Origin of the sequence: Paradesertivirga mongoliensis (genome assembly GCF_024436395.1) — a bacterium.
Taxonomy (GTDB): domain Bacteria; phylum Bacteroidota; class Bacteroidia; order Sphingobacteriales; family Sphingobacteriaceae; genus Paradesertivirga; species Paradesertivirga mongoliensis.
The window spans coordinates 539922-554448 of the sequence record NZ_JAFMZO010000001.1 but is presented as its reverse complement, the minus strand read 5'-3'; the positions used below and the strand labels follow the sequence as shown (position 1 = coordinate 554448).

The following is a 14527-nucleotide window of genomic DNA, read 5'->3' as shown; positions in this document are numbered from 1 at the left end:
TTACTGTCTGACTTTGAGAAGTTTATCTACCCTTACCCTATCGAGGATCTGCTGTTTTTTGTTTATAATTTTATCCGGGAAGGTTGCCGCACAAACCACCAATTCTCTCCCCGATAGCCTGAAAATTAAATACCCTTTTAGTGATTCACGAATTTTAGACCTTCGTCCAAAACCCTCAATCTCTCTTGCAAATCCTTCCAATATTCAGCGTACGGTTGATTTTGATCCGGTAACCAAACGCTACATCATTCAGGATAAAATAGGCGACAGGCCCTACCGTGCTCCTCAATATCTATCCATAGAAGAATACCAGAAATACGAAAACGATCTGGTAAAGCGAAACTATTGGAAGCAACTATCTAATGCTTCTATATCTCAGGCCCGGGAGCCAGGATTTATACCTGCCGTTACGATTAATAACAAGTCTTTTGAACGTATTTTTGGGGGCTCGTTAATCGATATCCGACCTCAGGGAACCGCTGAGTTAACCCTTGCCGGCCGGATCAATAAAAATGAGAATCCACTGTTTAACGAGCGTCAAAGAAAACAGGGCAACTTCGATTTTAATCAAAGAATACAGATGAACGTTGTTGGTAATATTGGCGACAAGTTGCGAATTACCACCAATTACAATACCGAGGCTTCTTTCGACTTTGAAAATCAGATGAAGCTTGACTATACAGGCAGACCCGACGAGATCATCCAGAAAATTGAAGCAGGAAACGTTAGTCTTCCGCTTACATCTACCTTAATTACCGGGAGTCAGGCGCTTTTCGGATTAAAAACCCAGCTTCAATTTGGTAGATTGAATGTGACCAGTATATTTTCGCAGCAAAAGTCGCAGCCACGCGAAATAAACATTAGCAATGGTTCTCAGCAGAACACGTTTAGAATTTCGGCCGACAGCTACGAAGCGAACAAGCATTTTTTTCTGGCTCAGTATTTTAGAAACAAGTACAATGCAGCCTTAGAAAACCTTCCCATCATCAAGTCGAATGTTACTATAACAAAGGTTGAGGTATGGGTAACCAATCGCAGCAACAGTACGGTTGATTCAAGAGATGTTGTAGCCTTAATGGATCTGGGAGAAAACAATCCATACAATACGAGCCTGTTTCAAGGCGGAGGATCGGTACTACCCGCCGGATTTCAGGGTCCTGGGTTTCCGCAACAGTCTAACAATTTGCTTCAAAGCCTTCCGGCTGACGCAAGACTTACAAACTCCAACTCAATCAATACATTTTTCCAATCAACCGGAGGCACCGACAACTATTCAAAGCTTACATATGCCAGAAAGCTTGTCGAAGAACGCGAATATAAAATACATCCGCGCTTAGGTTATATTTCATTAAATGCGGCACTTAATGCCGACGAGGTGCTTGCAGTTGCTTTCAGATACACAGAAAATGGTGTAGAATATCAGGTTGGAGAGTTCTCGACTGATGTGCCGGTTGATCCAAATAATCCACAGGTTTTGTTTGTAAAACTGCTGAAAAACGAGATGTTGAAAACACAGCTTCCCACCTGGGACCTGATGATGAAAAATATTTATTCATTAGGAGCATATCAGGTCAGCAGAAATAATTTCAACCTCAATATTTTCAGGCTTGATGATGAGACCGGCGTAGAAAAGCCCGTGATCACCGACCGCTCAAAAAACAGTGGAAAATTGTGGATTCAAGCTACTCGTTTGGATGAACTTAATCAAGTAGGTGATGCAAAGCCGGATGGATTCTTCGACTTTATTGAAGGTCTGACCATCGACCCCTTAAACGGACGTATCACGTTTCCTTTAGTTGAGCCTTTTGGATCGGATTTGGCGAAACAATTCGACCCCGTTGCGGAGAGCGACCTGATCAACAAATACGTTTATCAACCGCTATACGACTCGACCCGCGTTATCGCTCAACAGCTCTTTCCAAGGCTGAACCGTTATATTTTAAAGGGAACTTATCAGTCTGAAGTAAGTTCAGAATTTCAACTGAATGCCATCAATGTACCTCCAGGCTCTGTACAAGTTAGTGCAGGCACACTTCCCTTAGTTGAAGGAGCCGACTTTACCGTAGACTATAACAGCGGCAGGGTTAGAATCCTGAATCAGGCCCTGTTGAACTCGGGGCAGCAGATTAAAATTAAGATGGAAAACAATGAGCTGTTTGGATTACAGCAGCGATCATTATTTGGGTCGAGGTTTGATTACCGGGTAAACCACAAGCTTAACCTTGGCGGTACTATCATGAATCTTACCGAAAGGCCGCTTACTCCTAAAATAAACATCGGCGAAGAAGCCATATCTAACACCATTTGGGGTATGGATGCCAATTATAGCTCCGAGTCCAGATGGCTTACAAAGATGATCGATAAGCTTCCCTTCCTAAGCACGAAGGAGGAGTCTTCGGTTACTTTTAGCGGCGAATTTGCGCAAATGATTCCGGGCCATCCGAGCGCCCTGAATTTTGCCGGAAGCAAGAACGGTTCAAGTTACCTGGATGATTTTGAAAGCAGTCGATCTGTCATTGACATCAAAAGTCCGATGGGCTGGCAGATTTCCGGAACGCCACAGCTATTTCCCGAAGCGCAGGACCTAAGCCTGGCCTACGGTTTCAACAGAGCACGCCTGGCCTATTACAATATCGACCCCATTTTCTTTAACAGGAATAACACCCTTACGCCAGACAATATAAAAAACAACAAGAACGAGCAATCCAATCATTACGTGAGGGAAGTAATTGAGCAGGAAGTTTTTCCTTTCAAGCAGTCGAGCACGGGCCAGCCATTAACGCTTCCTACATTCGATTTGGCATACTATCCGATGTTGCGCGGACCATACAACTATTCTACCTCAGGAGTAAATCCGAATGGAACGCTGGCAAATCCGAGAAGCCGCTGGGGCGGGATTTTCAGACGACTTGAGAGTACCGATTTTGAAGCCCTGAACATTGAATTTATTGAAATGTGGGTAATGGATCCGTTCATTTACAAACCGGCATCGCAAGGCGGAGATCTGTATTTTAACCTCGGAAGCATTTCTGAAGACATTTTGAAAGATGGGCGAAAATCACTGGAGAACGGACTTCCGGGTGATGGTGATGCCAGCCGCACAGATCAAACTATTTGGGGACGAGTACCGAAGTTACAGCCGGTTATCCAGGCATTTGATAACGATCCTTCTGCCCGCCAGTTTCAGGACGTGGGATTAGACGGATTAAGCAACACAGATGAGAAGCAATTCTTTTCACCCTTTTTAAATCAACTGAATCCAGTAGCTGCATCACAGTTGCAAAACGACCCTTCGTCGGATGATTTTACCTATTATCGCGGAAGTGATCTGGATAACATTAATGCAGGTATTCTAAAGCGTTACGAACGCTACAACGGGCCCGAAGGTAACTCCAAAACAAATCAGCAGTCGCAGGCGGCACTAGGTATCGATAACTCTGCCTCCACTTCTCTGCCCGACGGCGAAGACGTAAACCGTGATAATAATTCATCGCTTGCCGACGAATACTTCCAATATAAAATATCGATACGGCCACAGGACATGTTGGTAGGTCAGAATTTTATAACCGATAAAGTAACATCTACGGTAAAGCTTCCAAACGGATTAAGTCAGCAGGTATCCTGGTATCAGTTTAAGATCCCTATTTCACAATACCAGCAAAAGGTTGGAAATATTCAGGATTTTAAATCTATCCGCTTTGCACGGATGTTCATGACAGATTTTGCTGATACTACCATTCTGAGAATGGCAAAACTCCAGCTCGTTCGGGGCGAATGGAGAAGGTATAATGCAGAGAACAATCGCGATAAAGTTATCGCTGATCCATCCTTAGGGACCAATCCGGGTTTCGACAACTCCATTCTTGATTTAAGTACTGTCAATATCGAAGAGAACGGCCGCAGGAGTCCAATACCTTACGTGGTTCCTCCGGGTATTGACCGGGAAAAGGATTACAGCAATTTTAGAGGAGAAACCCGGCAGAATGAGCAATCGCTTTCGTTGAACGTGAAAAACCTAAGAGATGGGTATGGAAGAGCCGCTTTCCGTACTACCTATAATGATTTCAGGGCTTACCGCAGGTTGGAAATGTTTGTTCATGCCGAGGGGAATCAGTTGCAGGATAATGATGTAAGCGCATTCATCAGGATCGGTACAGATAATCAGGACAACTACTACGAATACGAAATTCCACTAAAAATAACCGTTCCAGGTTCCAAAGATGCTTATGCCATCTGGCCTGACGTGAACAAAATCAGCCTTGAGCTAAAACGTTTTCAGGCGGCCAAGGCGCAACGAACAACAGCAGGAGCGCCTGCAAATCTTCCGTTTTCTATAAAGGATGGAAAAAATACTATCACGGTAGTTGGGCAGCCCGACTTAAGTAAAGTTAGGATTTATATGGTGGGCGTACGAAATCCGCTGAAATCTGCTACTAACCCGTCCGATGATAGCATGGATAAAACCGCTGAAGTTTGGTTTAACGAATTACGGCTTACCGATTTTGACGAACGCGGAGGCTGGGCAGCAACCGCCAGAATGAACACCAAACTCGCCGATTTTGGCGACGTTACTATTTCAGGCAGCCGAAGTACTATTGGTTTTGGCTCTATTGATAAAAAAGTGAGTGAGAGAAACCGGACGGAAGATATGTTCCTGGATGTATCATCAAGCCTGGAACTAGGAAAGTTTTTCCCTGCAAGCACAGGAATTAAGGTGCCAATGTTTTTCAATTTTTCCAGACAGTTAAGCACGCCTCAATACGATCCGCGTTTTCAGGATATTGAACTGGAAAATGCACTGGAAGGCCTCTCACGCAGCGAAAGACGTGAGATTGGACGCCAGGTGAATGATTTTACCAGACGCCGCAGCTTAAATTTCACTAACGTGAGGAAGATAAAAACTGATCCCGATAGTAAATCCCGACTTTGGGATATCGAGAATTTTAGCGCCAATTATTCTTATACAGAATATAACCACAGGGATTTCATAACCGAAGTGGCTTTACAAAAAACGTTTAGGGGCGGCTTAGCCTACAATTATTCGGCGCAGCCCAAGAATTACACTCCATTTGCCAAAGTAATAAAGTCGAATAAACTGGCTTTGTTAAAAGATTTTAATTTCTCCTTACTGCCTTCGGCACTAAACTTTAGAATTGATGTAGATAGATTGTATTCTGAAAATACATTGAGAAATAATGAATTAGACCAGAATAATTTTATTCCGATCACAACTAATTTTAATAAAAACTTCCAGATGTCCCGTCTATACGGGATAAGCTGGGATCTCACAAAATCGCTTAAGTTAGATTTCAACGCCACTAATTATTCGGTGATAGATGAACCAGAGGGGCGCATTGAAGGCGAAAAAAAGGCAATCGTCTGGGATAACTTTAAACGTCTGGGTAGAAATACCGACTATAACCATACGCTAAATTTAAATTATACTGTCCCTGTTAGTAAAATTCCGGGATTAGGCTGGACTAATCTTGTAGCCCGGTATGGAACCAACTTCAATTGGCGCACAGAACCCCTGGCAACGCTGAACAATCCGGAATTTAACCTTGGGAATACTATTCAAAATGCCCGCACTATTCAGTTAAATCCCACCTTAAACTTCACCACCTTATACAACAAATTTGCATTTGTTCGTAAAGCAAGTGCGCCCGACAGCAAAGCTGGATCTCGCTTCCTGGTAGGATTATTAACCGGTATCAAAAACGTAACAGGCGCCTACACAGTAACCCAAGGAACATTTTTACCCGGCTATTTGCCCACGACTAAGGTGCTTGGCTATGACCTGGATGCAAATGCACCGGGTTGGGACTTTATTTTCGGAAGCCAGCGCGATATCCGTGGTCGGGCAATATCTAACGGCTGGATCACAACCGATGAAACAATGAATCAGCCTTACACCAATACTAAGAAGGAAGATCTAAATATAAGGGGAACCATTGAACCCCTAAAGGACATGCGGATCGAATTAACCGTATCGAAAAGCCAAAGTTTTAACTACTCTACGAATTTTAAGTTCAATTCAATTGAGGAAAAATTTGAGTATCAGAGTCCCATTACTTCTGGAGATCTTAGTATCTCCAACATATTACTTCGTACAGCATTTACTAAAGACGACAAAAATAGCGGATCAAAATTATTCAGGCAATTTGAGGCAAACCGGCAGATTATATCCAGGCGTTTAGGGGCGCAGAATCCAAATTCATCTGGTATAAATGGCGGCTACTCCGACGGTTACGGCAAAAACTCTCAAGATGTGGTGATTGCCTCTTTTCTGGCGGCTTACGGCGGAAAAGAGGCCGGAAAGGCGAGCTTAAGCGGTTTTCCTAAAATTCCTATCCCGAACTGGAGGCTTACCTATAACGGCTTAACCAAATATGCGATCTTCAGTGATATTTTTGCGTCTTTTGATGTGAACCATACCTACCGATCCAGTTATAATGTTAACAGCTTCAATTCGTTGGCCCGATATGATGAGCTTAACGGTTACTCGAATCTGAAAGATGTGAACGGTAACTTTTTGCCGACCTATCAATTTTCGCAGGTTACTCTTGCTGAACAATTTTTGCCCTTAATCGGGATAGATTTCCGGCTAAAGAATAGCATGACTGCGAACTTCGAGTATCGTAAATCGCGGCTCTTAAGCCTGAGTCTGGCGAACAGCCAGCTGGCGCAGCAGCGTGATAACGCCGTGGTGTTCGGACTTGGTTATCGTACCACTAACTTCCGTTTTCCTTTAGGGCTCTTTGGTGGCAGAAAGTTGAACAATGACCTTAATTTTAAGATGGATTTCGCTTTGAACGATCGGAAGACGGTAATTTACCGTGCTGACGTTGAGGATCCTGAAGTATCTTCCGGTGCGAAGAATATTACGATCAGACCTTCGGTTGATTATGTTTTAAATCAGCGCTTTAACTTAAGGATGTTTTATGATAACAATATAACCCGGCCTTATACTTCTCAAACATTTAATACCGCCTTTAGTAACTTCGGTGTGAGCTTAAGGTTTACATTGCAATAGCTGTCATAAACTTGCTTATGCCAGCCGATAGTCCTATTTTTGGCGCAAAACTTATATTATGAATTTCCCATCAGAACTAAAATATACTAAAGATCACGAGTGGATTAAGCTTGAAGGCAACGAAGCAATTATCGGGATAACCGATTTTGCTCAACGCGAATTAGGTGATATCGTTTATATCGATATTAACACTGTCGGTCAGGAAGTAGCCGAGAATGAAGTTTTCGGAACGGTTGAAGCAGTAAAAACTGTTTCCGATCTGTTTATGCCGGTAGCTGGAACTGTTCTCGAAATTAACAGTCAACTCGATTCTGCACCAGAACTTGTTAATCAGGATCCATACGGTGAAGGCTGGATGGTAAAAATCACAGTGAAGTCGGTAGTTGAGGTTGGCGATTTGCTTTCTGCAGACCAGTACAAAGCGCTGATAGGAGCTTAGATGATTAATACGTTAAGGCACCAGTACCTGGCCATTATCTGGGCAATTATTGTGCTTATCCTCTGCGACATGCCGTTCGAAAACGTGGCTGGAGGCCTGCCCTTATTCGAGGGTATCGACAAGCTGGTACATACCGGATTTTTCTTCGTACTTACTGTGCTGCTATTTTACGGCAAGATCAGACAGCAGCGAAGTTATACTTTTCGCATACTCACTATCGTTAAAATTCTCTTAGTCACCGCCATTCTTGGTGCGGGTATTGAGATTTTACAATGGAAGGTGTTTACTTACCGCTCGGCCGAGATCTGGGATCTTTTTGCAGATATGGTAGGAGTAGGAATGGGAATTTTCGGATACATTTTTTTACACAGAACGGGTCATGAAAAATTTATTTAAGGTGTTGATGCTTGGCGTGATGGTACTTTTATCTTCATGCAAACTGTTTAAAAAGGATTGTGATTGTCCAAAGTTTATTAAGCAAAACCCGACAAAAACCCTCTTTAAGCCTCAATAAAGCGAGTTTTCAGACCAACTAAGCTTATTTGGATTTATTAAAAATAAGGACTATTTTTGTTTGCGTTTAGAACTATTCATGAAGCTTTCACAACTACAACCGGGACAATCCGGAGTTATAAAAGAATTTACCGACCTTGAAATGTCGATAAAGCTTATGGAGATGGGTTGTCTTCCCGGCGAATCTATTGTGGTTGAACGGTTTGCACCTCTGGGGGATCCAATGGCAGTAACCGTATCGGGTTATCAGCTAAGCCTTCGCAAACGCGAAGCTTCAACAATCATCTTGCAATAAAACCAGTGAAGGGTGAGTTAAGAATTGTGCTGGTTGGAAACCCCAACACTGGAAAATCTACATTATTTAATCGTTTAACAGGTCTTCATCAGAAAGTCGGAAACTTTGCCGGTGTTACGGTGGATAAAAAAACCGGCTACTGCAAGTTACCGGATGGAAGAGTTGCCGAGATAGTCGACCTGCCCGGAACATATAGTCTGTATCCGAAAAGTAAAGATGAAGTAATTGTTTTTGAGGTTTTAGCAGATAGAAATAATACGGCCCATCCCGATATTGTTGTGATTGTGGCGGATGCGTCAAATCTCAAGCGTAACCTCCTTCTATATACTCAGGTAGCGGATCTTAAAATACCCGTAGTTATTGCCTTAAACATGATCGACCTGTCCAGAAAGGCAGGAACAGAGATAAATATCGATGAACTGGCCTTAAGGCTGGGAGTACAGATCGTTCCTATCTGTGCAAGACAGGGCGAAAATATAGACCAGCTTAAAGAAGCTATTGCATATACCTCATCCGTTCCGCTTCAAACAGATACGATAGAAGTAGAAGCGCTGGCTCCTTCCCTTATCACAAAAATAAAAGAAGAGCTACAGGTCGACCTTCCATACACCGCGCTGCAACTGGCGCATCAGCATGAGAATGTACGCTTTTTAACTTCCGCACAAAGCGAGAGAATTGAAGAGCTGGAACAAGAATTTTCCTTTCACTCACAAAAGGCCCAGGCGGCCGAGACCATAGCACGTTATAATTTCATTAATGATGTTCTGTTCGATACAGTAAAGTTTCGTCCCGGGGCAGCGAAGGAAGAAACTTTCAGCAATAAAATCGATAAAATACTCACGCATAGAGTGTGGGGATTCACTATTTTCTTCGCTATCCTTCTTTTAATATTTCAATCCATCTTCGCCTGGTCAGAATACCCGATGACATTGATTGAAGATCTTTTTATCTGGCTGACCAGTACAGCCCATGAAGTTCTGCCTGCCGGAGTACTAACTGACTTGTTTGTGGACGGCATTTTAGCCGGACTGAGTGGAGTGTTGGTGTTTATTCCTCAGATCGCTATTTTATTTGCATTTATCTCCATTTTGGAAGATACCGGCTATATGGCCCGCGTTACGTTTATGATGGATAAGATCATGCGGAAAGTTGGCCTTAATGGAAAGTCGGTAGTGCCATTAATTGGCGGCTTTGCCTGCGCAGTACCTTCCATTATGAGTACCCGGAATATCGAAAGCTGGAAGGACAGAATCATCACTATTATGGTTACGCCGCTGGTGAGCTGTTCGGCCCGACTTCCCATTTACACGATTTTGATTTCGTTGGTTGTTCCCGATGGGGAGGTGGCAGGCATTTTGAATCTGCAGGCTCTTGCTTTAATGGGGATGTACTTGCTAAGTATTGTATCAGCGGTGATAGTAGCCTGGGTAATGAAGTTCTTAATCCATTCGGGAGAACGTGGTTACTTTATTATGGAGCTGCCCGTCTATCGCATGCCCCGATGGAGTAATGTGGTTTATACCATGTATGAAAAAGTTAAAGCTTTTGTGTTTGAAGCCGGTAAAGTGATTGTAGCAATTTCCATCATCTTGTGGGTACTGGCATCATATGGGCCTCCGGCAAAACGTGAAGCGCTTACCGCTAAATACCAGTCTGAACAACTAAGATCTCGACATACTCCTGAAGAACTGGAAAGTATGGAGGCAGCAGAAAAATTGGAAACATCGTACGCCGGAGTTATTGGGAAGGCTATTGAACCTGCCATCCGACCGCTGGGTTTTGATTGGAAAATTGGCATTGCTTTGATCACATCTTTCGCGGCACGAGAAGTTTTCGTTGGTACCATGGCCACCATTTACAGCGTGAGCGATGATGCGCAAATGGAATCAGTACGGGATAAAATGCGTCGGGCGAAAAAACCCGATACAGGAGAACCTGTTTTTACCTTTGCCGTAGCCTTTTCCTTAATGATTTTTTACGCATTTGCCATGCAGTGTATGAGTACTCTGGCTATTGTTTACAGAGAAACGAAAAGCTGGAAATGGCCCTCTATACAGCTGGCATATATGACAGCTCTTGCTTATATTGCAAGTTTTATCGTGTATAATATTTTAAAATAAATCGCTTGGATAAGGAGAGGATTCTGGCCAAATACGTGCCTGCAGAGGCTGCTCCTATTGTGGCCCGGTGGATAGACTATTTTAAATGCGACTTTAAGGTTTCCAAAGGCAGAAATACGAAGTTTGGCGATTATAGGCCTCCGTACAACGGCGACAATCATCGTATTTCTGTAAATTACAACCTAAACCCTTACGCCTTCCTGGTTACAACGGTCCACGAATTTGCTCATCTTCAAACCTGGAATGAATATAAAGGAGGAGCCAGGCCACATGGATTGGAGTGGAAACTGAACTTCAAAAAAATGATGAGGCCGTTCTTTGAGAAAGAGGTTTTCCCTGCAGATTTAAAACATGCCATAAATTCTTATTTGGAAAATCCGGCCGCCTCAAGTTGCAGCGACCTGAATCTTTTCAGAGCTTTAAAAAGATATGACCAGCAATCTCAGGGTGTAGCTGTAGAGTCGCTCGCGATGAAAACTGTCTTTATGCTTAAAGATGGCAGAACTTTCAGGAAAGATGAGCTTGTAAGGAAACGGTTTAAATGTATGGAAATAAACACGCGGAGGATTTATCTGTTTAGTCCCCTTGCAGAGGTATTCCCCGTTAGTGGCGACTAGTCCCGCTTTTTTAGCTTACCATTGGTGTAGATCACCTCGTTACTATCACTCAAGCCCCAAACTATATCCAATTTTTCACCTTTGTACCGGAGCGGATTGGATGTTATTTCCTGTATAAACTCATCTGTATTTTCAACTTTAACTGGAGCTCGATAAGAATTAAATCCGTTGTTTGAGAAAATCAGATACTTAGCTTTCGAGCATTCTATAATCCTCTCAAATGTCAGGTCGAATTTCCCTTGCTGGCTCAGAGCATCTTCAAAAAGGGTTATGTTGGCAGGCTTAAACCCGGTGAACTCTACATCCTCAAAATCCTGATCTGAAAGGGCTTGTTTTGTGAGCGCATTTACCTGTTTAGCATGAAACACCCCGCCATCCTTGAAGTAGGCTTTTAAAAAAGAATATGGCTTGGAAGCAGTTGGTGTATAACTGTTCTCTACCAGAAAAGATACGTTTTGATCTTTTATATAGTAGCGCTTATCCGTACTTCCATATTCGCCACTAGTACCCCATTCCCGGTACAAAACCGCCTGTCCTTGGTACGAATACTTATTTACATGGAAAGAATAATCGCCCAGAGAGTAGACCATACTACGTTCCACCTTACAGAACGGCAGAAGCGCGTCGATAGAATCGGCATATAAGTTTATTTCATATTCGCTGGACAAAGCCCTTAATTCCGGCGAATCGGCAGCCTCGGTTAAATAATTCGAATACGATCTATCGCACGAAACAAAAGAGAAACTTGTGGTACACAGAATGGCTGAGAGGTATAGAATGTTATTAAGGTAAAAATGCATCGCACATATTTATCGAAAAATTGTGCCAAAACACACCTAAGAGGCTAAATTTCAACATCGTATACGTCTCTATACTAAAAGGATAAGAACATGCTTTAAGAGAGAAAATAAATCAAGCGCCTGTTCCTGAAAAAGATTCAGTGTAGCATTTGGAATACTATTCAGGCGTTCGTTCTTGCCATTGTTTACTAAAAGACCTATTATTTACCACTGGCATCTCACGATAACTGCCCCAGCTTTTCTTGAAGAAAGTTTTCAGGATAAGATTTTTCCATTTGCCGCTCACAAAATCCATAAACTGCCTTTTCATCATTCCCTTTTTCCATGCCTTCCAACCAATTTTCTCGGCTTTGGGACTTAGCCCTTCGCTTACCGAATCTCGCCTGTTCAGGAGGAGCATTTTATGGATATCGATTTTTACCGGGCAAACTTCAGAGCATTTGCCGCAAAGACTCGATGCGTAGCTAAGGTGTTTGAACTCTTCCATTCCACGCAGGTGCGGGGTGATTACCGAACCGATTGGACCGCTGTAAGTAGTTTCGTAGGCATGGCCACCAATATTTTTGTAGATGGGGCAGGCATTTAAGCAAGCGCCGCACCGGATGCAATACAGCCCCTGGCGCTGCTCTTTCTGGGCGAGCAAATTAGTCCGGCCGTTATCCAACAAAACCACGTACATTTCTTCGGGGCCATCGGTTTCATCTGCCTGACGCGGACCGGTTAAAATGCTATTGTAAACCGTTAAGTTTTGGCCGGTACCATGAGTCGAAAGCAATGGCCAGAACAAATCCAGATCGTTGATAGAAGGAATTAACTTTTCGATTCCCACAATAGCAATGTGGATTTTCGGAAAAGTGGTTGACAAGCGTGCGTTCCCTTCATTCTCGGTGAGGGCCACGCTTCCTGTATCCGCTATGAGAAAGTTACCCCCTGTTATCCCCACATCCGCCGAAGTGTATTTTTCGCGAAGTAGTTCGCGTGCTTTTTGCGTTAATATATCCGGAGTGGCATCAACGGGTGTTCCAAATTTTTCGTGGAAAAGCCTGGCAATATCCTCCTTGCTTAAATGCATTGCAGGGGTAACTATGTGGTAAGGCTTTTGTCCCAGAAGCTGAACAATGTATTCGCCAAGGTCGCTCTCCAGCGACTCAATGTGATTTTTTTCTAGAAACTCATTTAGATGAATTTCTTCTGTAGTCATAGACTTTGCCTTTATGACCGTTTTTGCATTAGCTTTTCTGATGATACTAAGGATCTCGCGGTTAGCTTCATCTGCGTCATTTGCCCAAATCACCTTGCCGCCACGCTTCTGAAAGTTAGCTTCAAACTCTGGTAACAGTTTATCCAGGTTCTCCATTACTTTCCATTTTATAACGTGAGCTTTGCGTTTCGACTGCTCAAGATTGGCAAGCCTCGATAGTCCGCGGCTCACTGCCGTGTCGTAGCGTCCGATATTAAAATTTATGATCCGGCGATGATCTAAATTAAATGCTTTATCTTCAGAAACTTCCAGAAAATCTTCAGCAAAGTTTGTCATAGTGCGAAGGTATTGAATTTTAGAAACATGAGGTCCCGACAGGGTAAAAAACTGCAAATAAATGCATCAATAACATCAGGAAGCACAATGTGTTCTTACTAAAACTCCAATGTCATCTATAAAAGTATGCACAATCAGAGGTTTAAATCTAATTTGCAATAATAAGTATCTAAATCTTCTTCGATGTCCAGGGCATATTTCCCTACGTACAGCAAATCCAGGCGACGCTTTACATTGCTTAAGCCAATTCCGCTGCTTTCGTCTTTGTTCAGCAGGCTTTTTTTATTCTGAATCTCGAAATGAAGTTGATTATTTAAAATTCGTACGCTGATCTTAATCGGATTGTCCGGATCTGAAGCTACCCCATGTTTAAAGGCATTTTCTACGAACGAAATGAGTATAAGAGGCGCAATACTCTGTTCACCGTAATCGCCGCTGATGCTGAGTTCAATATAAGCCTGTCCTTTAAACCTGAGCTTTTGTAGTTCAATATAGTTCTCCAGATACCTTATCTCGCGACCGAGCTGCACCCGGGGTTCATTACTCTCCTGCAGCATATATCGCATGATTTCGGAAAGCTTCATGATCGCCTCGGGCGCCTTATCAGATTTTTGATAAGCCAGCGAGTAGATGTTATTCAACGAGTTAAATAAAAAGTGCGGGTTAATCTGCGATCGCAAAAAAGCGAGTTCAGCGATCAGCTTTTCGCTTTCCAGGTTCTTTCTTACTTTTTCATTCAGAAACCAGTCTACCGCAAACTTAAACGCCGTACTAAGAAAAATAAAAAACAGTCCGGTGAATATAGCACCGATATAATACCGTTCAAACGGGATTTGGCCATCTCTGCTGATTAAAATCACGTCTCTGAACAGAAATGCGAAACCATACTTGAGCAGACCAGAGATTAATACCAGCAAAACGATACAGGCAGAGAACATCCAATATTTACGTTTGCTGAGATATTTGGGAAGGATGTATAAATAGTTGAGATAGAAAATAGCGATATTAAAAATCCCGAAATAGACGAAAATAATGATAGCTTGATGGTAATCTCCATTTCGAACGCCGAGAAATACGAAAATGATCAATATGGCGACCCATACAATGGAATGGAGAAATATCTTCTGTGCTATATTCAAGCTCTAAAAATACTTGAAGAAAAGTGAAGATTGC

At 42.8% G+C, this 14527-nt stretch carries 9 protein-coding genes; 6 read left to right on the top strand and 3 right to left on the bottom strand.

Annotated elements, in window-relative coordinates; all coding sequences use genetic code 11:
• Positions 1–7 precede the first annotated feature (7 nt).
• The 6 genes from sov (at position 8) to J3P43_RS02085 (ending at position 11017) form a co-directional block, all read left to right on the top strand.
• The gene (gene sov / locus J3P43_RS02110) at positions 8–7033 is read left to right on the top strand and encodes a T9SS outer membrane translocon Sov/SprA (protein ID WP_465263379.1); all 7026 of its coding nucleotides are present in this window, start codon (positions 8–10) and stop codon (positions 7031–7033) included.
• Positions 7034–7091: 58 nt separating this feature from the next.
• The gene (gcvH, locus tag J3P43_RS02105; RefSeq protein WP_255898500.1) at positions 7092–7472 is read left to right on the top strand and encodes a glycine cleavage system protein GcvH; all 381 of its coding nucleotides are present in this window, start codon (positions 7092–7094) and stop codon (positions 7470–7472) included.
• Entirely contained in the window at positions 7473–7868 is a 396-nt protein-coding gene (locus J3P43_RS02100; RefSeq protein WP_255898498.1) for a VanZ family protein, read from the top strand.
• A gap of 196 nt (positions 7869–8064) precedes the next feature.
• Complete coding sequence (locus tag J3P43_RS02095; RefSeq protein WP_255898496.1) at positions 8065–8280, top strand: FeoA family protein; 216 nt, start codon at positions 8065–8067, stop codon at positions 8278–8280.
• A 5-nt stretch (positions 8281–8285) separates the two neighbouring features.
• Positions 8286–10400 carry a ferrous iron transport protein B gene (gene feoB / locus J3P43_RS02090; protein WP_255898494.1) on the top strand — a complete coding sequence of 705 codons (2115 nt, stop codon included), beginning with the start codon at positions 8286–8288 and terminating at the stop codon, positions 10398–10400.
• 5 nt (positions 10401–10405) lie between these two features.
• Positions 10406–11017, top strand: coding sequence for a SprT family zinc-dependent metalloprotease (locus J3P43_RS02085; RefSeq protein WP_255898492.1), 612 nt, complete (start codon positions 10406–10408; stop codon positions 11015–11017).
• On the opposite strand, the gene J3P43_RS02080 is transcribed toward J3P43_RS02085, so the two are convergent.
• From J3P43_RS02080 to J3P43_RS02070, 3 genes are all read right to left on the bottom strand, one after another.
• Positions 11014–11817, bottom strand: a complete 804-nt coding sequence (locus tag J3P43_RS02080; RefSeq protein ID WP_255898490.1) for a hypothetical protein — start codon at positions 11815–11817, stop codon at positions 11014–11016. The two genes, J3P43_RS02085 and J3P43_RS02080, sit on opposite strands and share 4 nt — an antisense overlap.
• 157 nt (positions 11818–11974) lie before the next feature.
• Complete coding sequence (locus tag J3P43_RS02075; RefSeq protein ID WP_255898488.1) at positions 11975–13354, bottom strand: LutB/LldF family L-lactate oxidation iron-sulfur protein; 1380 nt, start codon at positions 13352–13354, stop codon at positions 11975–11977.
• Between the two features lie 134 nt (positions 13355–13488).
• Positions 13489–14493, bottom strand: coding sequence for a sensor histidine kinase (locus J3P43_RS02070; protein WP_255898486.1), 1005 nt, complete (start codon positions 14491–14493; stop codon positions 13489–13491).
• Positions 14494–14527 lie beyond the last annotated feature (34 nt).

Bases quoted from the DNA above. Each gene is read 5' to 3' on its own strand.
- J3P43_RS02080 (WP_255898490.1), bottom strand. From the start codon at position 11,817: ATGCATTTTTACCTTAATAACATTCTATACCTCTCAGCCATTCTGTGT.
- J3P43_RS02095 (WP_255898496.1), top strand. From the start codon at position 8,065: ATGAAGCTTTCACAACTACAACCGGGACAATCCGGAGTTATAAAAGAA.
- gcvH (WP_255898500.1), top strand. From the start codon at position 7,092: ATGAATTTCCCATCAGAACTAAAATATACTAAAGATCACGAGTGGATT.
- J3P43_RS02100 (WP_255898498.1), top strand. From the start codon at position 7,473: ATGATTAATACGTTAAGGCACCAGTACCTGGCCATTATCTGGGCAATT.
- J3P43_RS02075 (WP_255898488.1), bottom strand. From the start codon at position 13,354: ATGACAAACTTTGCTGAAGATTTTCTGGAAGTTTCTGAAGATAAAGCA.